The following is a 20,126-nucleotide window of genomic DNA, read 5'->3' as shown; positions in this document are numbered from 1 at the left end:
ACGAATCTTAAGCGCTATGTCGACAGGGGCGACGGTCGGGCATTTCCGGGACGTCCGACCCTGTGGTGGTGCAAGGGAAAAGACGTGTATTTCGGGATTTTCGTTCCCTCCTGGGGCGGCAGGGAAGGGATACCGGCCCGCTGTATCGCGTACTCGTGACGACAGTCACGGAACGGTGATACCTTCGAAAGGCAGCGCACTCCAGCCCTCAGGCCGAGGAGGCCGCACCTCATGAGTCCCTTCACCGGCTCCGCGACCCGCACCCCCGACTGGCGGCATCTGCGCCTGGCCGTCGACGACGGGGTCGCCACGATCACCCTCGCCCGCCCGGACAAACTCAACGCGCTCACCTTCGGTGCCTACGCCGACCTGCGCGACCTGCTCGCCGAGCTCTCCCGCGACAAGTCCGTACGTGCCCTCGTGCTCGGCGGCGAGGGGCGCGGCTTCTGCTCCGGCGGCGACGTCGACGAGATCATCGGCGCGACGCTCGCCATGGACACCGCCCAGCTCCTCGACTTCAACCGCATGACGGGCCAGGTCGTACGGGCCATCCGTGAGTGCCCCTTCCCGGTGATCGCCGCCGTGCACGGCGTGGCCGCGGGCGCCGGCGCCGTGCTCGCCCTCGCCGCGGACTTCCGCGTCGCCGACCCCTCGGCGCGGTTCTCCTTCCTCTTCACGCGGGTGGGCCTCTCCGGCGGCGACATGGGCGCCGCCTACCTCCTGCCGCGCGTCGTCGGCCTCGGCCACGCCACCCGGCTGCTCATGCTGGGCGAGCCGGTGCGCGCCCCCGAGGCCGAGCGGATCGGCCTGCTCAGCGAGCTGACGGAGGAGGGCAAGGCACCCGAGGCCGCCCAGACCCTGGCGCGCCGCCTCGCCGATGGACCCGCCCTCGCGTACGCCCAGACCAAGGCGCTGCTCACCGCCGAGCTCGACATGCCGCTCGCCGCCGCCGTGGAGATGGACGCGGCGACCCAGGCCCTGCTCATGAACGGCGAGGACTACGCCGAGTTTCACGCGGCCTTCACCGAGAAGCGCCCGCCGAAGTGGCAGGGCCGATGAGTACGCTTCCCGGGGCGACGGCCCACCGCATCGCCGTCATCGGCGGCGGCCCCGGCGGGCTCTACGCCGCCGCCCTGCTCAAGCGCCTCGACCCCACCCGCGAGGTGACCGTCTGGGAGCGCAACGCCCCGGACGACACCTTCGGCTTCGGCGTCGTCCTCTCGGACGAGACCCTCGGCGGCATCGAGCACGCCGACCCCGCCGTCTACGCCGCGCTCCAGGCCGAGTTCGTGCGCTGGGACGACATCGACATCGTGCACCGCGACCGGCGGCACACCTCCGGAGGCCACGGCTTCGCGGCGCTCGGGCGGCGCAGGCTCCTGGAGATCCTGCACGCGCGCTGCCGTGACCTCGGCGTCGAGCTCCGCTTCCGCGCGGAGGCGCCGCCCGCTGCCGAGCTCAGCGCGGCGTACGACCTGGTCGTCGCGGCGGACGGCGTGCACAGCCTCACCCGCGAGGCGCACGCCGACGCGTTCGGGCCGCGCCTGATCACGCACCGCTGCCGCTACATCTGGCTGGCCGCCGACTTCGCCTTCGAGGCGTTCCGCTTCGAGATCGCCGAGACCGAGCACGGCGTGATGCAGCTGCACGGCTATCCCTTCTCACCGCATGAGTCCACCGTCATCGTCGAGATGCGCGAGGAGGTCTGGGAGGCCGCCGGCTTCGCGGAGCTCGACGAGCGCGAGTCCACCGAGCGCTGCGCCAAGATCTTCACGGACGCGCTCGGCGGCCGCCCGCTGCGCGGCAACAAGTCCGCCTGGATCAACTTCCGCACGGTCGTCAACTCCCGCTGGTCGCACGGCAACACGGTCCTGCTCGGCGACGCCGCGCACACCGCGCACTTCTCCATCGGCTCGGGCACCAAGCTCGCCGTCGAGGACGCCCTCGCGCTCGCCGCCTGCCTCCAGGAGCAGTCCGACATCCCGTCCGCCCTCCAGGCGTACGAGACGGAGCGCCGCCCCGTCGTCGAGTCCACGCAGCGCGCGGCCCGCGCAAGCCTGGAGTGGTTCGAGCGCCTGCCCGACTATCTGGACCAGCCGCCACGCCAGTTCGCGTTCAACCTCCTCACCCGCAGCCGCCGCGTCACCCACGACAACCTCCGGCTGCGTGACGCTGACTTCACCCGCTCCGTCGAGCGCGACTTCGGCTGCCCGGACGGCACACCGCCGATGTTCACGCCCTTCCGCATCGGCGAACTGACCCTGCGCAACCGCGTCGTCGTCTCCCCGATGGACATGTACTCCGCCGTGGACGGCGTCCCCGGCGACTTCCACCTGGTGCACCTGGGGGCGCGGGCCCTCGGCGGCGCGGGCCTGGTGATGACCGAGATGGTCTGCGTCAGCGAGCGCGGCCGCATCACGCCGGGCTGCGCCGGGCTCTACACCGCCGAACAGGCAAAGGCCTGGCGCCGCGTCACCGACTTCGCGCACGCGCAGGCACCCGGCACCGCGATCGGCGTCCAGCTCGGCCACTCGGGCCGCAAGGGCTCGACGAAGCTCATGTGGGAGGGCATCGACGAACCGCTGCCGGACGGCAACTGGCCCCTCGATGCCGCCTCACCGCTGCCGTACCGGCACGGCAGCCAGACTCCGCACGAGCTCTCCCGCGCCGGACTCACCGAGATCCGCGAGCAGTTCGTCGCGGCGGCCCACCGCGCCGACCAGGCAGGGTTCGACCTCCTCGAACTGCACTGCGCCCACGGCTACCTGCTCTCCGGCTTCCTCTCCCCGCTCACCAACCACCGCACGGACGCCTATGGCGGCACACTCGCGAAACGCCTCCGCTACCCCCTCGAAGTCTTCGACGCGGTACGGCAGGTGTGGCCCGCGCACAAGCCCATGACGGTCCGCGTCTCCGCCACCGACTGGGCCGAGGGCGGCACCACCGCGGAGGACGCCGTCGGGATCGCCCGCGCCTTCGCGGCGCACGGAGCAGACGCCATCGACGTCTCGACGGGCCAGGTCGTCGCGCACGAACGCCCCGCGTACGGCCGCTCCTACCAGGCGCCCTACGCCGACCGGATCAGGAACGAGACGGGCATCCCCGTGATCACGGTCGGCGCCATCTCCTCCTGGGACGACGTCAACTCCCTGCTCCTCGCGGGCCGCACGGACCTCTGCGCGCTGGCGCGCCCTCACCTCTACGACCCCCACTGGACCCTGCACGCCGCCGCCGAGCAGGACTACGCGGGACCGGGCGCGCCCTGGCCCGTGCAGTACCGCGCGGGCAGCAGGCGACCCCAGACGGGCCGCACGGACGCCCCCAAGCCGCGCCTGAAGCTCGGCAGTTGAGGTCAGCCGCCGCCCTGCGACACGAAGAGGCCGCCCGGCTCCCGCAGCCGCTCGTCAAGCGCCGCGAACACCGCGGCGGAGCGGGCGCCGGGCCAGCCCTTGGGAAGGAGCTCGGCGGGCAGGCCCGGGTCGGCGTAGGGGAGTTGGCGCCAGGAGTCGAGCGCGAGGAGGTAGTCGCGGTACGCCTCTTCGGGCGGCGGGGGAGCGCCCTTGCGGCTCTCCCAGGAGCGCAGCACCGGCTCATGGCGGTCCAGGAACGCCTCGTGCTGCTTGGCCAGTGAGGAGAGGTCCCACCAGCGCGCCACCGCCTCGGTCGTCGGCGCGAAGCCCAGGTGCTCGCCGCGGAACAGGTCGACGTACGGGGCGAGTTGGAGGCGCTCCAGGGTGTGCCTGGTCTCTTCGTAGAGGTGCGCGGGGGCGATCCAGACGCCCGGTGCCGCCGTGCCGAAGCCCAGGCCCGCGAGGCGCGAGCGCAGCACGTGCCGCTTGTGGCGCTCCGCCTCGGGGACGGAGAAGACGGCGAGGACCCAGCCGCCCGCCGTTCGCGCGGGCGGCAGGCCGTAGATGCGGCGGTCGCCGTCCTCCAGGAGCTGACGGGCGTCCGGCGAGAGGTCGTAGCCCGCCGCGCCCGCCTCCGTGCGCGCGGGCACCAGAAGGCCGCGCCGCTTCAGGCGGGACACCGACGACCGCACCGACGGCGCGTCGACGCCGACCGGCGCGAGGAGACGCACCAGTTCGGCGACCGGGACGGGGCCGGGGGCCGCCCGCCCGTAGGCGCCGTAGAAGGTGACGATCAGGGACCGTGGAGTGTGCTGCTCGGACACGTGATCACTCTACGGGCCCCGGCTCCGCCGAAGGACCCGTCGGCCCCTGCGCCCGCAGCCGGAACCGCTGGAGCTTCCCCGTCGCCGTCCTCGGCAGCGCGTCCACGAAGACGATCTCGCGCGGGCACTTGTACGGCACGAGTTCCGCCTTGACGAACTCCCGCAGCCGCACCGCCTCGTCGTCGTCCCTGGCCGTCCCCGCGCGCGGGACCACGTACGCCACCACCACCTGTCCGCGCAGCTCGTCCGGGCGCCCCACGACCGCCGCCTCGACGACGTCGGGGCTGCGCAGCAGGGCCTCCTCGACCTCGGGGCCCGCGATGTTGTACCCGGCCGAAATGATCATGTCGTCCGCGCGTGCGACATAGCGGAAGTAGCCGTCGGCGTCGCGGATGTAGGTGTCGCCGGTGACGTTCCAGCCGTGCCGCACGTACTGGAGCTGGCGGTCGTCGGCGAGATAGCGGCAGCCGACCGGGCCGCGCACGGCGAGCAGTCCGGGCTCCCCGTCCGGCACCGGGGCACCGGAATCGTCCACCACGCGCGCGTGCCACCCCGGTACGGGACGTCCCGTCGTGCCGGGCCTGATCGCGTCGTCGGCGGCGGAGATGAAGATGTGCAGCAGCTCGGTGGCGCCGATGCCGTTGATGATGCGGTGCCCGGTGCGCTCGTGCCAGGCCTGCCAGGTGGCCGCGGGCAGGTTCTCGCCGGCCGACACGCAGCGGCGCAGCGAGGAGACGTCGTACGCGTCGAGTTGGTCCAGCATCGTGCGGTACGCGGTCGGCGCGGTGAAGAGCACGCTGATCCCGTGCCGCCCGATCGCCGGCAACATCTGCTTGGGGCCCGCCTGTTCGAGCAGCACGGACGAGGCGCCGAAGCGCAGCGGGAAGATGACGAGGCCGCCGAGCCCGAAGGTGAAGCCGAGCGGGGGACTGCCCGCGAAGACGTCGTCGGGCACCGGCTTGAGGATGTGACGCGCGAACGTGTCGGCGATGGCGAGCACGTCGCGGTGGAAGTGCATGCAGCCCTTGGGACGGCCCGTCGTCCCGGATGTGAACGCGATCAGCGCGACGTCGTCGGCCGCCGTGTCGCACGCCTCGTAGTACTCGGGCTGCCCGGCGGCGCGCGCCAGGAGGTCGTCGGGGCCCTCGCCGCCGTACGTGGTGACGTTCAGGCCCGGCACACCGGCCTTGATCAGGTCGTCGACCGAGCGGATGTCGCACAGCGCGTGCCGCACCTCGGCGATCTCGCACATCGTGGCGAGCTCCTGCGCGCGCTGCTGGGCCAGCACGGTCACGGCGACCGCGCCCGCCTTCATCACCGCGAGCCAGCAGGCCGCGAGCCAGGGGGTGGTGGGACCGCGCAGCAGGACGCGCTGGCCGGGCAGCACGTCGAGCTCGCTCGTCAGTACGTGCGCGATCCGGTCGACGTGGTTCTGCAGCTGTCCGTACGTCCAGGTCTCGCCGGACGGCGCGTGGAAGGCGGGACGCGCGGCGCCGAGCCGTTCCACGGTGCGGTCCAGGAGCTCCGCGCCGCAGTTCAGGCGGGCGGGGTAGTGCAGCTCGGGCCGGTCGTGCACCAGCGCGGGCCACCGGTCACGGGGCGGGAGGTGGTCCCGGGCGAAGGTGTCGACGTGGCCGGACGGTGTCGGCCCCGGGTTGGCTGGATTGCCGATGGGTTCCATGGCGGCTCTGCCCCCTTGCCTGCCGGTCGGGCGCTGTGGTGGGCTCGCTCCATGAGCGTATCGTGATGGTGACGACAGTCAACGGTGCGCGATAAAGGAGGGGTCCGGGATGACGGCATTCTCGCTCAATCCTGAACAAACCGCCCGTTGTGAGGAGCTGCGCGCGCTCGCCGCCGAGCGCCTGCGCCCCCTGGCGGAGAAGGGCGAGCCCGGCCATGTCAACCGGCCACTGGTGGCGGCGCTGGGTGAACTGGGCCTCCTGGAGGGCCTGTTCACCTCCGGTGCCCTCGACCTGTGCCTGATGCGCGAGTCCCTCGCCCGCGCCTGCACGGAGGCCGAGACCGCCCTCGCGCTGCAGGGCCTCGGCGCCCATCCGGTGCACGCGTACGGCTCCCTGACGCAGCGGGAGCAGTGGCTGCCGCCCGTCCGCGCGGGGCACGCCGTCGCGGCCTTCGCGCTCTCCGAGCCGGGCGCGGGCTCGGACGCGGCGGCCCTCGCCCTCGAAGCGGCCCCGGACGGCTCCGACGGCTGGCGCCTCACCGGCGAGAAGTGCTGGATCTCGAACGCCCCCGAAGCCGACTTCTACACCGTCTTTGCTCGTACGTCGCCGAACGCGGGCGCCCGCGGCGTCACCGCCTTCCTGGTCCCCGCCGACCGCGCGGGCCTCACCGGTACCCCTCTCGACATGCTCTCCCCGCATCCGATCGGCGCCCTCGCCTTCGACGGAGTGCGGGTCGACGGAGCCGATGTGCTCGGCGAGGTGGACCGCGGCTTCCGGGTCGCCATGACGACCCTCAACCGGTTCCGGCCGAGCGTCGGCGCGTTCGCGGTCGGCATGGCGCAGGCGGCGCTGGACGCGACGCTGGCTCATACGGCCGAACGGGACGCGTTCGGGGGGAAGTTGAAGGACCTCCAGTCCGTCGCCCACAAGGTCGCCGAGATGGCCACGCGGGTCGAGGCGGCTCGCCTGATGGTCTACGCGGCGGCTTCTTCTTATGACACGAAAGGGCCGCAGGCGGCAGGGATCGCCCGGCGTGCCGCCATGGCGAAGCTGGTCGCCACGGAGGCGGCGCAGTTCGTGGTGGATGCGGCGGTGCAGTTGCACGGGGCGTGCGCCTTGCGGCGCGGGCATCTGCTGGAGCACTTGTATCGGGAGGTGCGGGCGCCTCGTATCTACGAGGGGGCGAGTGAGGTGCAGAGGTCCATCATCGCGAAGGATTTGTACGGGTGACGTTCTTTGTCGTCTGCGGGCCGGACGTGGCTGGTCGCGCAGTTCCCCGCGCCCCTTGCAGGGGCGCCTTCCCTTACCGAGGAGTGCTGACTTCATGCCTCTGAACCGCGTCAATCCCCCCGAACTCTCCCCTCCCACCGGCTTCTCCCACGCCGTCACCGCCACCGGCTCCCGTCTCGTCTTCCTCGCCGGGCAGACCGCCCTGGACGGTGAGGGCAAGGTCACCGGGGCGAATCTGCCCGAGCAGTTCGAGGTTGCCCTGGCCAATCTCCTCACCGCCCTGCGGCACGCGGGCGGCACCCCCGCCGACCTCGCCCGCGTCACCGTCTACGCCACGGACGTCGCCGACTACCGCGCGGTCGCCCCCGAACTGGGCCGAATCTGGCGGCGGTTGGCGGGGCGCGACTACCCGGCCATGGCGGTGGTGGGCATCGTACGGCTGTGGGACGATCAAGCCCTGGTGGAGCTGGACGGGGTGGCCGTGCTCGGCTGAGCCGGTCGGCGAGGGGAGCGCGGCGTGGCGCGGATCGAGACCGGCGTGGGGCCTATCGCGTACGACGACAGCGGGGGCGACGGCGTGCCGCTCGTCCTGCTGCACGGCCCCGCACAGGACGGCTCGGTCTGGCGCCATGTGGTCGACGAGCTCGGCGCGGAGTTCCGCTGCCTCGTGCCGACCCTGCCGTACGGCAGCCACCGCGTCCCCCTGCGGCCCGGCGCCGAGCTCACGCCGCGCACGATGGCCCTGCTCATCGGGGAGTTCGCGGACGCCCTCAAGCTCGGCGACGACGCGGTCTTCGTGGAGAACGACGCGGGGCGCCTCCAGCAGCTGGCGGCCGAACGCCCCGACCGCGTGGGCCGGTTGGTGATCGCGGGCTGCGAGGCCTTCGACAACTACCCGCCGCGCGCGGGCGGAAAGATGATGGCGGCCGCGGCGAAGGTCCCCGGAGGCATCGCGGCCCTGATGCACTCCCTGGCGATCCGCCCGCTGCGGCGGGTCCCCGGCACGGGGTACGCGGTCATGGCGCACCAGCCGGTGGCGGACGACCTGATCGACCGCTGGATCGAGCCGCTGCGAAAGAACCCCGTGGCCCGCGAGGTCCTGGTCCGCTATCTGAAGGCCGTACACCCCTCGGAGATGATGGAGGCGGCGGAGGGGCTGCGCGCCTATGACCGTCCCGCGCTGGTGGTGTGGGGCAGGCAGGACCGGATGATGCCGCCCGAACACGGGCGCAGGCTGGCGGAGTTGCTGCCGCAGGGGCGGTTGGTGGAACTGGATGATTGCCGCACGCTGATTCCCTTGGATCGCCCCGACGGCTTGGCCGGGGCGATCCGTGCGTTCGTGCGGGACAGTTCTTGATCCGCGGGTCCGTTGTGGCTGGTCGCGCAGTTCCCCGCGCCCCTTTCGGGGCGCTCCTCGCGAGCCTCAGATGTCCCTGAACGTCTCGATCTGAGCCCCAACGGAGTTCAACCGTTCCGCAAGGTCCTCGTACCCGCGATTGATCACGTACACGTTCCGCAGCACGGACGTACCCTCGGCGGCCATCATCGCCAGGAGCACCACCACCGCGGGCCGCAGCGCCGGCGGGCACATCATCTCGGCGGCGCGCCAGCGGGTCGGGCCCTCGACCAGCACCCGGTGCGGGTCGAGGAGCTGGAGGCGGCCGCCGAGGCGGTTGAGGTCCGTGAGGTAGATCGCGCGGTTGTCGTACACCCAGTCGTGGATCAGCGTCTTGCCCTGCGCCGCCGCCGCGATGGCCGCGAAGAAGGGGACGTTGTCGATGTTCAGGCCGGGGAACGGCATCGGGTGGATCTTGTCGATCGGCGCCTCCAGCTTGGAGGGCCGCACCGTGAGGTCGATCAGGCGCGTACGGCCGTTGTCGGCGAAGTACTCCGGCGTACGGTCGTGGTCGAGCCCCATCTCCTCCAGGACCGCGAGCTCGATCTCCAGGAACTCGATCGGGACCCGCTTCACCGTCAGCTCGGACTCCGTGACGACCGCCGCGGCGAGCAGGCTCATCGCCTCGACCGGGTCCTCGGAGGGGGAGTAGTCGACGTCGACGTCGATGGTCGGGACGCCGTGCACGGTCAGGGTCGTCGTGCCGATGCCCTCGACCTTCACTCCGAGCGCCTCCAGGAAGAAGCACAGGTCCTGGACCATGTAGTTCGACGAGGCGTTGCGGATGACGGTCGTGCCCGCGCTGCGGGCCGCGGCGAGCAGCGCGTTCTCCGTGACGGTGTCCCCGCGCTCGGTGAGGACGATGGGGCGGTCGGGGGAGACGTCGCGTGCCACCTCGGCGTGATACAGACCCTCGGTCGCCGCGATGTCGAGACCGAACCGGCGCAGCGCGATCATGTGTGGCTCGATCGTGCGGGTGCCCAGGTCGCAGCCGCCCGCGTACGGCAGCTTGAAACGGTCCATGCGGTGCAGCAGCGGGCCGAGGAACATGATGATCGAGCGGGTCCGGATGGCGGCCTCCGCGTCGATGGCCTCCATGTCCAGCTTCGCGGGCGGCACGATCTCCAGGTCGACGCCGTCGTTGATCCAACGGGTGCGTACGCCGATGGAGTTGAGCACCTCCAGGAGGCGGTAGACCTCCTCGATGCGGGCCACCCGGCGCAGCACCGTGCGGCCCTTGTTGAGCAGGGACGCACAGAGCAGCGCCACGCACGCGTTCTTGCTCGTCTTGACGTCGATGGAGCCGGAGAGTCGGCGTCCGCCGACGACTCGCAGATGCATGGGGCCCGCGTACCCGAGCGAGACGATTTCACTGTCGAGAGCCTCGCCGATCCGGGCGATCATCTCAAGGCTGATGTTCTGGTTGCCGCGCTCGATGCGGTTCACGGCGCTCTGGCTGGTGCTGAGCGCCTCGGCGAGCTGCGTCTGCGTCCAGCCCCTGTGCTGCCGGGCATCACGGATGAGCTTGCCGATGCGTACGAGGTAGTCGTCTGCCATGTGTCGCAGGTTATCTCAGATATGAGATGACGTACGCGCTGGGGTAGGCCATTTGAGGAGCGGCCGTCCGGTGGCCGCTCCCCGCAAGGGAGTTCAGCCGCAGCCGCACGAGGCGTGCCGCCCGCCGTGCACCGACGCGTACGACGTGGGCCGGGGCCCCGCCGCCGCCCGCGTCACTCGGGCGGCGGCCGCGCGACCTGCCGACGACTCGGCGTCGTGCACCACTGTGCCCCCGACGAGCGTGAGGCGCACCTCGGCGGAGCTGATATCGGCCACCGGACACCGCGTCACATCGCGGTCGAGCAGCACGAGATCGGCCGCTTTCCCTCTCTCGACGGTCCCGGTGATGTGCTCCGTGCGAAGTTGACGCGCGGTGCCCAAGGTGTGCATGAGCAGGGACGACGTACGACTGAGACCTTCTTGCTCGCGATAGAGGTCGCCCTCGCCCTCGAAGCCCTCGCGGTCGATCGCGGTACGGATCTGATTCCAGACTTGTAGAGGGTCGACCGGCCAGTCCGAGCCACCCGCGAGCGCCGCGCGCCGGTTCCGCAGGCTGCGCGCCGGGTACTGCCACCGGTGGCGTTCGGGGCCGATGTAGGGCAGCAGGGCGTCCATGGTCCAGGTGTTGCGGCTGGCCCACTGGAGCTGCATGCACGCGACGACGCCGAGCGCGGCGAAGCGGGGGAGGTCGGCGGGGTCGACCAGTTGGAGGTGCGCGGTGGTGTTGCGGAGATCACGGCGGCCGGTCTTCCGCAGGGCGTACGCGTACCCGTCGAGTGAGGTGCGCACCGCGCGGTCGCCGATGGCGTGGGCGTGCATCTGCCAGCCCTCGGCGTTGAAGGCGGCGCTGAGCCGGCCGTAGTCGGCGGCCGTCACGTACAGGTCGCCGCGGTGGTCGGTGGGCCTGCCGTCCTTGTCGAGGTAGGGCTTCAGCAGGGCGGCGGTCTGCGCCGGGTACTCGATGACGCCGTCGAGGAAGACCTTGACCGTGCCGAAGCGCAGTTCGCGTACGTCCTCGAAGTCCTTCCGCAGCGTCTTCGCGTACGCGAGGGCGGCCGCCGGGTCCTTGGTCTGCTCGGTCTCCACGCGCAGGGCGGGCACGATGCGCTGCGGGAGGCGGTCCGACTCGGCGAGGCGCTGATAGAGCTTCAGCTCGGCGCGGCCCACCACGGCTTCCATGAACGTGGTGATCCCGGACGCGGCGGCCTCGGCGAGGATCTTCGCGGCGGCGTCCGCCACCTGGGTCTCGTCCGGCTCGGGGATGTGCCGCGAGACGAGCGGCTGGGCGTCGTCCTTGAGCACACCGGTCGGCTTGCCGTCGGAGCCTTTGACGATCTTGCCGCCGACGGGGTCGGGGGTGGCCGCGGTGATCTTCGCGATGTCCAGGGCGCGCTGATTGGCCCACAGGTTGTGGCCGTCGCCGCCGCGCAGGGCGATGGGACGGCGGGTCGGCAGGGCGTCGAGCATGGAGTGGTGCGGGGCGGTGCCGTGGGGCAGGAGCCCGACCGGATTCCAGTCCTCCACGACCAGCCATCCGTCGGGCTCCTGCTCGGCGGAGTCCTTCAGGAACCCGGTCAGCGCCTTCTGCAGCTCCTCGACGGTCTGCTCGGCACCGGCCAGCGAGGGCCGCAGCGAACGGCTCGCGGCGTCCATCGGATGCGCGTGCCCGTCGTGGACGCCGCTCATGACGGTGCCGCCCCGCGCGTCCACGACCTCGGTGTCCCGCCCGACGAAACGCCTGACGGCGGCGTCCGTCCCCACGGCGAGGATCTTCCTGTCCCGCCCCACGGCCACGGCTTCGTCCCGGACGTGGTCCGAAGTCCCGGTGAAGACACGGGCGTTGTGCACGACGAGGGCGGCGGAGCGGCGGGGGGAGGAGGCAGCGGCGGGCCCTGCCACGGTCAGCAGCCCCGCGGCTCCCGCGGCTCCCGCGGCGGTGAGGACTCCACGCCGGGAGGGCGATGAGGAAACGTACGAATGGGACATGACGACGACCACTCCAACACGTAGCGGTAACGGGCGGGTGGGCGGGAGGCCTCCGCCGCGAAGCGGCGGCACAGGAATGCCCCCACGACCCGCAGCGAACCCTGGACGAGTAATCCGTTAACCAGAACCCACCGCCGACGACGATTTCCGTACGATGACCCCCGTGCCGGAGCCGACCCTCGCCGACATAGCCCGCGCGGCGGAGGTCTCCACCGCGACGGTCTCGCACGCCCTGAACGGCACCGGCAGGATCGGCGAGGCGACCCGCCGCCGCGTCCGGGCCGTCGCGACGGGCCTCGGCTACGGCAGGCCCCGCGCGGCAGGCGCGTCCCGCACGATCGGCATCGCGGTCACCACCTTCCCCGGCGCCTGGAACTACACGGAGATCGCCTACTTCTCACGTGCCGTCACGGCGGCCACCTCCGCCGCCCACGCGCGCGGCTACGCCCTCATCACGCTCCCCGCCGACCGCGCCGCGGACGACTCCTGGCACAGCCTCGCCGTCGACGGCATGCTGATCATGGACAGCCCGCGCGGCGACCCGATGGTCCGCGCGCTGCGGGCCCGCGGCATCCCGCTCGTCTTCGACGGCGTCCCCGGCGATCCGCGCCCCGGCGACCACTGGGTGGACAACGACCACGAGGCGACCACCCGCGAGGTCCTCGACCACCTCACCGCGTCCGGCGCCCGCCGCATCGCCCTGCAGTCCGGCAACGGCGACGAGCACTACGCCCGCGCGGTGACGGCGGCGTACGAACGCTGGTGCGCGGAGCACGCGGCGACCCCCGTGGCCGTGACCTTCGACGTGACCGACGCCCAAGGCCACGCGTTCGACGCGCTGTTGCGCGGCGAGGACCGCGTCGACGCCGTCTACGCCGCCTACGACCCCGGCGGCCGCCAACTCCTGGCCGCCGCGGCCCGCCACGGCCTGCGCGTCCCCGACGACCTGCGCGTGGTCTGCGCGAGCGAGGACCCCGGATACGCGGAGACCACCCCACCCGTGACGACGGTGACCCTCGCCCCCGAACACATGGCCCACGCCGCGGTGGCGGTCCTCGTATCCCTGATCGAGAACGACGGCACCGCACCCTCGGGCCCGCTACCGGTACCGGCCGGCCTCGTGGTGCGGACGTCGTCGGGAACTCAGCCCGCGGCGGGATAGTCGACGTACCCCTGGGCGCCGCCCTGGTAGTACGTGGCGGGGTCGCCGTCGGCGAGCTCGCGGCCCAGGGCGAAGCGGCTCACCAGGTCGGGGTTGGCGATGAAGTGCCTGCCGAACGACACGGCGTCGGCGACACCCCGTTCGACGGCGGCGTCGGCGGAGTCCTTGCCGAAGCCGTTGTTCACGATCAGCGGGCCGTCGAAGCGCCTGCGGAAGCGGGCGAACGCCCCGAGGTCAGGGGTGTCGCCGGGCCCCGCGAGATCCGGGCCGCGCAGGTGCAGATAGGCCACCGGGTGGTCGCCGAGCACCGTGATCAGCTCGTCGTGCGCGGCGAGTGCCTCCGCGTCGGCGGTGAAGCACCCGCCGTCCCAGTACGGCGAGAGCCGTACGCCCACACCACGGCCGCCCCAGGCGTCCGCGGTCGCGTCGACGACGTCGAGCAGCAGGCGTCGCCGCCTCGCGCGGTCACCGCCGTAGGCGTCGGTGCGGCGGTTGAGCCGCGGGTTGAGGAACTGGGCGAGCAGATACACCCCGAGGGCGCCGATCTCGACCCCGTCGAACCCGGCGCGCCGGGCGTTCTCCGAGGCCCTGCGGTGCTCCTCGACGGTCCTCCCGATCTCCGCGAGGGCCATCTCGCGCGGTGTGACCGTCTCCTTGAACCCGGCCGCGGTGAAGGACCTCTCCCCGGGGTTGACCGCAGAGGCCCCCGCGGGCGTCTCGCCGCCGAGGTGATCGGGGTGCGAGACGGCACCGGCGTGCCACAGCTGCAGCACGATGCGGCCGCCGAGGGCATGCACCACGTCGGTGACCCTGCGCCATCCGGCGACCTGCTCCTCGCTGTAGACGCCGGGGACGCCCGCGAAGCCGATCGCCCGCTCGCTGACCCAGGTCGCCTCGGTGACGATCAGCCCGGCACCGGCCCGCTGGCCGTAGTACGCGGCGTGCAGCTCGGTCGGCGCGAGAGCGCTGTTCGTGGCGCGGGCCCGGGTGGCCGGGGCCATCACCACACGGTTGGGCAGGCGCAGTTCGCCCAGGTCGAGTCCGCGCAGCAGCGGTGGGGCGAGGGGGGCGGGAAGGGTAGCGGTGCCCATGGCGGGTCTCCTTCGACGAGGTGGTGTCACGGCGACAGGGCCGCGTACGTCATGAAGGGGACGGGGTACTCCAGGGAAAGGTGACCGATGGACGGGCAAGAGGCGCTGGCGGAACGGTTCGAGGCGCACCGGGGCCATCTGCGCGCGCTCGCGTACCGCATGCTCGGCTCGCTCAGCGACGCCGACGACGCCGTCCAGGAGGCATGGCTCCGGCTCAGCCGCTCCGACGCCGACGGGATCGAGAACCTCGCGGCCTGGCTGCGCACCGTCGTCTCCCGGCTCTGCCTGGACATGCTGCGCTCCGGCGTCTCCCGCCACGAGGAGGCGGTCGGCGGCCGACTGCCCGACCACATCGGGGAGTCCGGCGACGGAGCGGGCCCGGAGGAGGAGGTCGTGCTCGCCGACTCGGTGGGCCGCGCGCTGCTCGTGGTCCTCGGCACGCTGGGCCCCGCCGAGCGCGTCGCGTTCGTGCTGCACGACCTCTTCGCGGTGCCGTTCGCGCAGATCGCGCCGATCGTGGAGCGCACCCCCGTCGCCACGAAGAAGCTCGCGAGCCGCGCCCGCCACAAGGTCCGAGGCGAGCCCCGGTCCGCCGCCCCCGAGCCCGCCCGCAACCGGCACGTCGTCGAGGCCTTCCTCGCGGCCGCCCGCAGCGGCGACCTCGAAGCGCTGCTCGCGGTCCTCGCACCCGACGTCGTCCGCACGGTGGACATCGGCGGGCTCGCTGCGGAGATCCGCGGCGCGCGGGCCGTCGCGGAGGAGACGGTGCTCCTCAGGAGCAACGCCCGCTTCGCGGAGGCCGCGCTCGTCGACGGCACGGTGGGCCTGGTCGTGGCCCCGTACGGGCGACTTCTCCTCGCGCTCCTCGTCACCGTCGAGGACGAGCGGGTCACCGCGTACGAAGTGATCGCCGACCCGGGCCGGCTGCGTGCGCTGAAGCTGTCGGTGCTCCCGACGGCCGACGCTGCGCCTCACCGGTCGGCGAACGGCACGGTGTCCCGGCCGACCTGAGGCACCGCTCGCGCGAGCGCCGCACGGACGCCCCCGGGGGCGTCCGTGACTGCGGTGTTTCGCCCTCCTGCCCTGCGAAGCCGAGGCCGAAGGCCAGGCGCAGCGCAGGCGGCGTTGTTCGCGGCGGACGGCCCGGTGGCTCAGTCGACCTGAGCCACCGCCCCCGCGAGCGCCGTGCCGACCACCCGGTGGATCTCCGTGGCCGGGGGCGCCTCCCCGTCCCGTCCCGCGAACAGCAGATGCCCGCTCCCGATCAGCGTGAGTGCGAGGGTCTCGGTGTCGGCGTCCGGGGCGAGGCGGCCGAGGTCGTGTTCCGCCGTGAGGTAGGCGGCGAGCATGGCCGTGGCCTCGGTCAGGAGGGGGATTCCGGTGGGGGTGGTGCGGCGAAGCCGCGCCCGCAGCGCGTCCCGTGCGGTGACGAGACCGAGGATGTTCAGGGCCACCGAACCGAACAGCTCGGTCAGGGCGTCCGTGACGTTGCCGACGACGGTGCCGGTCCCCGCGGCGGCGCGCAGGGCCGCGGCCCGCTCGTCGATCCGCCCCGCGCGGTCGAGGACGAGCTCTTCGAGGAAGGCGTCGAAGTCGGCGAAGTGCCGATGCAGGACCCCCTTGGCGCAGCCCGCCTCCGTGGTGACCGCGCGGCTGGTCAGCGCGTTCGGACCGGCCCTGAGCAGAATGCGCTCGGCTGCGGCGAACAACTGCTCGCGTACGTCGCGGATGGCCACCCCTGTAGGCACGTCGGTTCTGCCTCTCTCCCGCTGTTCCGACCCGCCGGGTTGACGAGTGGGCATGCGCCCACTCAAAGTGGGCGCATGCCCACTATCCCCGAGGACGAGCCGCACCGACACCGTCTGATGGCCGAATCCTTCGGCGTGGACGCCGAGCGCTACGACCGGGCAAGGCCCCGCTACCCCGACGCCCTCGTCGAGCGCGTCGCCACGGGGGCCCGAGGGGGCGCCGTCCTCGATGTCGGCTGCGGTACCGGCATCGTCGCCCGGCAGCTGCGGGCCGCCGGCTGCGAGGTGCTCGGGGTCGAGCCCGACGGGCGGATGGCGGACCTGGCGCGGCGGCTCGGGACCGAGGTCGAGCCGGGGACCTTCGAGGACTGGGACCCGGCGGGGCGGCGCTTCGACGCGGTCGTCGCGGGGCAGGCCTGGCACTGGATCGACCCGGTCGCGGGGGCGGCCAAGGCCGCGCGGGTGCTGCGGCCCGGCGGCTGCCTCGTCGCGTTCTGGAACGTCCACGAACCGCCGCTCGCCGTGGCCGAAGCCTTCGCCGAGGGCTTCCGGAAGGTCGCGCCCGACGCGCCGATCGACGTCCGGCCGAGGCGGGGGCAGGCGCGGGACGGCCATCAGCCGCTGCTGGCCAAGGCCGCCGACGGCATCCGCGCGGCGGGCGGCTTCGGCGAGCCCGAGCAGTGGCGCTTCGACTGGGAGTGGACCTACACCCGCGACGCATGGCTGGACCAGCTGCCGACCCAGGGCGCGCTCACCCGCCTCCCGGCGCAGGCGCAGTCCGAGGTCCTCGCCTCGGTCGGCGCCGCCGTCGATGAGCTGGGCGGCAGCTTCACGATGCGCTACACGACGGTGACCGTCGCCGCCTGGGCGGGCGGCCCCCGGTGAGGCATCGGAGGTACCCGGCGAGGCTCCCGGAGCGCATGGCGTCCCGCTGGTCCTGGGGTCCCGACCCGTTCAGGAAGGCGATGTTCCTGATCCTGGCTCCCGGGCTCCTGATCGCCGGGGCGCTCGGGGGCATGGACTGGACCTGGTGGCAGCGGATGCTCGCGGGCATGGTCGGCCTCGCCCTTGCTTCCTATGTCGTGCTCACTCTCCTCGGTGCGTGGCGGCTGCGGCGTGACCCGGGGCGGCGTGACCCAGGGCATGCGGACATGCCTCGTCGTACCCACGGGTGATGTACTAGAGTTATCTCGACATCGAGATATCTGCCGAGGCGCACCAGAAGCCGCCACTCGGTAAGGGTTACCTAACTAAGCCTTACCTTAGCGGATCGACGAGGAGTCGTGGCGGCAGGATGTGACGGAACGCGCACAAAAATGAAGGAGACTGTCGTGTCGGCGAACAGCTTCGACGCCCGCAGCACGCTGCGCGTGGGCGACGAGTCGTACGAGATCTTCAAGCTGGACAAGGTCGAGGGCTCCGCACGCCTTCCCTACAGCCTGAAGGTGCTGCTGGAGAACCTGCTCCGTACCGAGGACGGCGCGAACATCACCGCCGACCACATCCGCGCGCTCGGCAACTGGGATTCCCAGGCGCAGCCGTCGCAGGAGATCCAGTTCACGCCGGCCCGCGTGATCATGCAGGACTTCACCGGTGTCCCGTGTGTGGTGGACCTCGCCACCATGCGCGAGGCCGTGAAGGAGCTCGGCGGCGACCCGGCGAAGATCAACCCGCTGGCCCCTGCCGAGCTGGTCATCGACCACTCCGTCATCGCCGACAAGTTCGGCACCGCCGACGCCTTCGGCCAGAACGTCGAGCTGGAGTACGGCCGTAACAAGGAGCGCTACCAGTTCCTGCGCTGGGGCCAGACCGCCTTCGACGAGTTCAAGGTCGTCCCGCCGGGCACCGGCATCGTCCACCAGGTCAACATCGAGAAGCTGGCGCGTACGGTCATGGTCCGGGGCGGCCAGGCCTACCCCGACACTCTGGTCGGCACCGACTCGCACACCACGATGGTCAACGGCCTGGGTGTCCTCGGCTGGGGCGTCGGCGGCATCGAGGCCGAGGCCGCGATGCTCGGCCAGCCGGTCTCCATGCTCATCCCGCGTGTCGTCGGCTTCAAGCTGACCGGTGAGCTGCCCGCCGGCACCACCGCCACCGACCTGGTGCTGACCATCACCGAGATGCTGCGCAAGCACGGCGTCGTCGGCAAGTTCGTCGAGTTCTACGGCGAGGGCGTCGCCGCCACCTCGCTCGCGAACCGCGCCACCATCGGCAACATGTCGCCCGAGTTCGGCTCCACCGCCGCGATCTTCCCGATCGACGACGAGACGCTGAAGTACCTGCGCCTGACGGGCCGTGACGAGCAGCAGGTCGCGCTCGTCGAGGCATACGCCAAGGAGCAGGGCCTCTGGCTGGACCCGGCGGCCGAGCCCGACTTCTCCGAGAAGCTGGAGCTGGACCTCTCGACGGTCGTCCCGTCGATCGCCGGTCCGAAGCGTCCGCAGGACCGCATCGTCCTCGCCAACGCCGCGCAGCAGTTCGCGCTCGACGTACGCAACTACGTCTCCACCGCCGACGAGGCGGGCGAGGAGTCCTTCCCGGCCTCCGACGCCCCGGCCACCACCAACGGCGTTCCGTCGAACCCGACCACGGTCACGGCCCCCGACGGCTCGACCTACGAGATCGACCACGGTGCGGTGACGGTCGCGGCCATCACCTCCTGCACCAACACCTCGAACCCGTACGTGATGGTCGCCGCCGCGCTCGTCGCGAAGAAGGCCGTCGAGAAGGGCCTGACCCGCAAGCCGTGGGTCAAGACCACCCTCGCCCCGGGCTCGAAGGTCGTCACCGACTACTTCGACAAGGCGGGTCTGACCCCGTACCTCGACAAGGTCGGCTTCAACCTCGTCGGCTACGGCTGCACCACCTGCATCGGCAACTCGGGCCCGCTGCCCGAGGAGGTCTCGAAGGCCGTCAACGACCACGATCTCGCGGTCACCTCGGTCCTCTCCGGCAACCGGAACTTCGAGGGTCGCATCAACCCCGACGTCAAGATGAACTACCTGGCGTCCCCGCCGCTGGTCGTCGCGTACGCCCTCGCCGGTTCGATGAAGGTCGACATCACGACCGAGGCGCTCGGCACCGACCAGGACGGCAACCCGGTCTTCCTGAAGGACATCTGGCCCTCCGAGGCCGAGGTCAACGACGTCGTGGCGAACGCCATCGGCGAGGACATGTTCAACAAGTCCTACCAGGACGTCTTCGCGGGCGACGCCCAGTGGCAGGCGCTCTCGATCCCGACCGGCAACACCTTCGAGTGGGACACCGAGTCGACGTACGTCCGCAAGCCCCCGTACTTCGAGGGCATGACGATGGAGACCAGCCCGGTCTCGGACATCGCGGGCGCCCGCGTCCTGGCCAAGCTGGGCGACTCGGTGACGACGGACCACATCTCGCCCGCCGGTGCGATCAAGGCCGACACCCCGGCCGGCAAGTACCTCACGGAGCACGGCGTGCAGCGCCGTGACTTCAACTCCTACGGCTCGCGCCGTGGTAACCACGAGGTCATGATCCGCGGCACGTTCGCCAACATCCGCCTGCGCAACCAGCTCGCGCCGGGCACCGAGGGCGGCTACACCCGCGACTTCACGCAGGCCGACGGTCCGGTCTCGTTCATCTACGACGCCTCGCGCAACTACATCGAGCAGGGCACCCCGCTGGTCATCCTGGGCGGCAAGGAGTACGGCTCCGGCTCGTCCCGCGACTGGGCCGCCAAGGGCACCGCGCTCCTCGGCGTCAAGGCCGTCATCACCGAGTCGTACGAGCGCATCCACCGCTCGAACCTCATCGGCATGGGCGTCCTTCCGCTCCAGTTCCCGGAGGGCCAGAACGCCGACTCCCTCGGCCTGACCGGCGAGGAGACCTTCTCCATCACCGGCGTGACCGAGCTCAACAACGGCACGACCCCCCGCACGGTGAAGGTCACCACCGACACCGGTGTCGAGTTCGACGCGGTCGTCCGCATCGACACCCCCGGTGAGGCGGACTACTACCGCAACGGCGGCATCATGCAGTACGTGCTGCGCAGCCTGATCCGCAAGTAAGCGGTCAGGGCTGGTAGTTGAGGGCCGTATCCCCCGGCGTCGACCGGGGGGTAC

16 protein-coding genes are annotated in these 20,126 nt (G+C 71.8%); 10 read left to right on the top strand and 6 right to left on the bottom strand.

Annotated features, from left to right (window positions below; genetic code table 11):
• Window positions 1–231: 231 nt before the first annotated feature.
• Window positions 232–1,059 carry an enoyl-CoA hydratase family protein gene (locus AB0B50_RS22865; RefSeq protein ID WP_362334751.1) on the top strand — a complete coding sequence of 276 codons (828 nt, stop codon included), beginning with the start codon at window positions 232–234 and terminating at the stop codon, window positions 1,057–1,059.
• Entirely contained in the window at window positions 1,056–3,350 is a 2,295-nt protein-coding gene (locus tag AB0B50_RS22860) for a bifunctional salicylyl-CoA 5-hydroxylase/oxidoreductase (RefSeq protein WP_362334748.1), read from the top strand. The genes AB0B50_RS22865 and AB0B50_RS22860 overlap by 4 nt, the downstream gene beginning before the upstream one ends.
• Window positions 3,351–3,352: 2 nt before the next feature.
• Here the strand turns inward: AB0B50_RS22860 and AB0B50_RS22855 are convergent, their stop codons facing one another.
• Window positions 3,353–4,174 (bottom strand): PaaX family transcriptional regulator C-terminal domain-containing protein, encoded by an 822-nt coding sequence (locus AB0B50_RS22855; RefSeq protein WP_362334745.1) that lies wholly within the window; start codon window positions 4,172–4,174, stop codon window positions 3,353–3,355.
• Window positions 4,175–4,178: 4 nt separating this feature from the next.
• Window positions 4,179–5,855: an AMP-binding protein gene (locus AB0B50_RS22850; RefSeq protein ID WP_362334742.1), complete on the bottom strand. Its 1,677-nt coding sequence runs from the start codon at window positions 5,853–5,855 to the stop codon at window positions 4,179–4,181.
• A gap of 109 nt (window positions 5,856–5,964) precedes the next feature.
• Here AB0B50_RS22850 and AB0B50_RS22845 point away from each other — a divergent pair, with 109 nt between their 5' ends.
• The 3 genes from AB0B50_RS22845 to AB0B50_RS22835 all read left to right on the top strand — a co-directional run bounded on the left by AB0B50_RS22845 (window position 5,965) and on the right by AB0B50_RS22835 (window position 8,443).
• Window positions 5,965–7,086, top strand: coding sequence for an acyl-CoA dehydrogenase family protein (locus tag AB0B50_RS22845; RefSeq protein WP_362334739.1), 1,122 nt, complete (start codon window positions 5,965–5,967; stop codon window positions 7,084–7,086).
• 94 nt (window positions 7,087–7,180) lie between these two features.
• The gene (locus tag AB0B50_RS22840; RefSeq protein ID WP_362334736.1) at window positions 7,181–7,579 is read left to right on the top strand and encodes a RidA family protein; all 399 of its coding nucleotides are present in this window, start codon (window positions 7,181–7,183) and stop codon (window positions 7,577–7,579) included.
• Window positions 7,580–7,603: 24 nt separating this feature from the next.
• Window positions 7,604–8,443: an alpha/beta hydrolase gene (locus AB0B50_RS22835; protein ID WP_362334735.1), complete on the top strand. Its 840-nt coding sequence runs from the start codon at window positions 7,604–7,606 to the stop codon at window positions 8,441–8,443.
• Window positions 8,444–8,509: 66 nt separating this feature from the next.
• On the opposite strand, the gene AB0B50_RS22830 is transcribed toward AB0B50_RS22835, so the two are convergent.
• Both AB0B50_RS22830 and AB0B50_RS22825 read right to left on the bottom strand, forming a co-directional pair.
• Entirely contained in the window at window positions 8,510–10,039 is a 1,530-nt protein-coding gene (locus AB0B50_RS22830; protein ID WP_362334732.1) for a UDP-N-acetylglucosamine 1-carboxyvinyltransferase, read from the bottom strand.
• A gap of 93 nt (window positions 10,040–10,132) precedes the next feature.
• Window positions 10,133–12,025, bottom strand: coding sequence for an amidohydrolase (locus AB0B50_RS22825; RefSeq protein WP_362334731.1), 1,893 nt, complete (start codon window positions 12,023–12,025; stop codon window positions 10,133–10,135).
• A gap of 154 nt (window positions 12,026–12,179) precedes the next feature.
• Between AB0B50_RS22825 and AB0B50_RS22820 the strand changes: the two genes are divergently transcribed.
• The gene (locus tag AB0B50_RS22820) at window positions 12,180–13,187 is read left to right on the top strand and encodes a LacI family DNA-binding transcriptional regulator (RefSeq protein WP_362334728.1); all 1,008 of its coding nucleotides are present in this window, start codon (window positions 12,180–12,182) and stop codon (window positions 13,185–13,187) included.
• Here AB0B50_RS22820 and AB0B50_RS22815 read toward each other — a convergent pair.
• Entirely contained in the window at window positions 13,169–14,278 is a 1,110-nt protein-coding gene (locus tag AB0B50_RS22815; RefSeq protein WP_362334726.1) for an alkene reductase, read from the bottom strand. The genes AB0B50_RS22820 and AB0B50_RS22815 overlap by 19 nt on opposite strands.
• A gap of 87 nt (window positions 14,279–14,365) precedes the next feature.
• Between AB0B50_RS22815 and AB0B50_RS22810 the strand changes: the two genes are divergently transcribed.
• Entirely contained in the window at window positions 14,366–15,289 is a 924-nt protein-coding gene (locus AB0B50_RS22810) for a sigma-70 family RNA polymerase sigma factor (protein WP_362334723.1), read from the top strand.
• Window positions 15,290–15,429: 140 nt separating this feature from the next.
• Here the strand turns inward: AB0B50_RS22810 and AB0B50_RS22805 are convergent, their stop codons facing one another.
• Window positions 15,430–16,026 carry a TetR/AcrR family transcriptional regulator gene (locus tag AB0B50_RS22805; RefSeq protein ID WP_362334720.1) on the bottom strand — a complete coding sequence of 199 codons (597 nt, stop codon included), beginning with the start codon at window positions 16,024–16,026 and terminating at the stop codon, window positions 15,430–15,432.
• A 75-nt stretch (window positions 16,027–16,101) separates the two neighbouring features.
• On the opposite strand from AB0B50_RS22805, the gene AB0B50_RS22800 reads away from it, so the two are divergent.
• The 3 genes from AB0B50_RS22800 to acnA all read left to right on the top strand — a co-directional run bounded on the left by AB0B50_RS22800 (window position 16,102) and on the right by acnA (window position 20,072).
• Window positions 16,102–16,911: a class I SAM-dependent methyltransferase gene (locus AB0B50_RS22800; RefSeq protein ID WP_362334717.1), complete on the top strand. Its 810-nt coding sequence runs from the start codon at window positions 16,102–16,104 to the stop codon at window positions 16,909–16,911.
• 35 nt (window positions 16,912–16,946) lie between these two features.
• Window positions 16,947–17,201, top strand: a complete 255-nt coding sequence (locus AB0B50_RS22795) for a hypothetical protein (protein ID WP_362334714.1) — start codon at window positions 16,947–16,949, stop codon at window positions 17,199–17,201.
• A gap of 156 nt (window positions 17,202–17,357) precedes the next feature.
• A complete protein-coding gene (gene acnA / locus AB0B50_RS22790) occupies window positions 17,358–20,072 on the top strand; it encodes an aconitate hydratase AcnA (protein WP_362334712.1) in 2,715 nt (904 codons plus the stop codon).
• The last annotated feature ends 54 nt before the right edge of the window (window positions 20,073–20,126 follow it).

The sequence above is a fragment of the Streptomyces sp. NPDC041068 genome (assembly GCF_040647455.1).
Lineage (GTDB): Bacteria > Actinomycetota > Actinomycetes > Streptomycetales > Streptomycetaceae > Streptomyces.
This window is presented reverse-complemented; position numbering and strand designations above follow the sequence as displayed.

What these genes read in the sequence shown, in the direction of transcription:
- AB0B50_RS22800 (WP_362334717.1), top strand. Translation starts at nt 16,102, where the DNA reads ATGCCCACTATCCCCGAGGACGAGCCGCACCGACACCGTCTGATGGCC.
- AB0B50_RS22850 (WP_362334742.1), bottom strand. Translation starts at nt 5,855, where the DNA reads ATGGAACCCATCGGCAATCCAGCCAACCCGGGGCCGACACCGTCCGGC.
- AB0B50_RS22845 (WP_362334739.1), top strand. Translation starts at nt 5,965, where the DNA reads ATGACGGCATTCTCGCTCAATCCTGAACAAACCGCCCGTTGTGAGGAG.
- AB0B50_RS22795 (WP_362334714.1), top strand. Translation starts at nt 16,947, where the DNA reads ATGGCGTCCCGCTGGTCCTGGGGTCCCGACCCGTTCAGGAAGGCGATG.
- AB0B50_RS22865 (WP_362334751.1), top strand. Translation starts at nt 232, where the DNA reads ATGAGTCCCTTCACCGGCTCCGCGACCCGCACCCCCGACTGGCGGCAT.
- AB0B50_RS22860 (WP_362334748.1), top strand. Translation starts at nt 1,056, where the DNA reads ATGAGTACGCTTCCCGGGGCGACGGCCCACCGCATCGCCGTCATCGGC.
- AB0B50_RS22840 (WP_362334736.1), top strand. Translation starts at nt 7,181, where the DNA reads ATGCCTCTGAACCGCGTCAATCCCCCCGAACTCTCCCCTCCCACCGGC.
- AB0B50_RS22830 (WP_362334732.1), bottom strand. Translation starts at nt 10,039, where the DNA reads ATGGCAGACGACTACCTCGTACGCATCGGCAAGCTCATCCGTGATGCC.
- AB0B50_RS22810 (WP_362334723.1), top strand. Translation starts at nt 14,366, where the DNA reads ATGGACGGGCAAGAGGCGCTGGCGGAACGGTTCGAGGCGCACCGGGGC.
- AB0B50_RS22820 (WP_362334728.1), top strand. Translation starts at nt 12,180, where the DNA reads ATGACCCCCGTGCCGGAGCCGACCCTCGCCGACATAGCCCGCGCGGCG.
- AB0B50_RS22815 (WP_362334726.1), bottom strand. Translation starts at nt 14,278, where the DNA reads ATGGGCACCGCTACCCTTCCCGCCCCCCTCGCCCCACCGCTGCTGCGC.
- AB0B50_RS22825 (WP_362334731.1), bottom strand. Translation starts at nt 12,025, where the DNA reads ATGTCCCATTCGTACGTTTCCTCATCGCCCTCCCGGCGTGGAGTCCTC.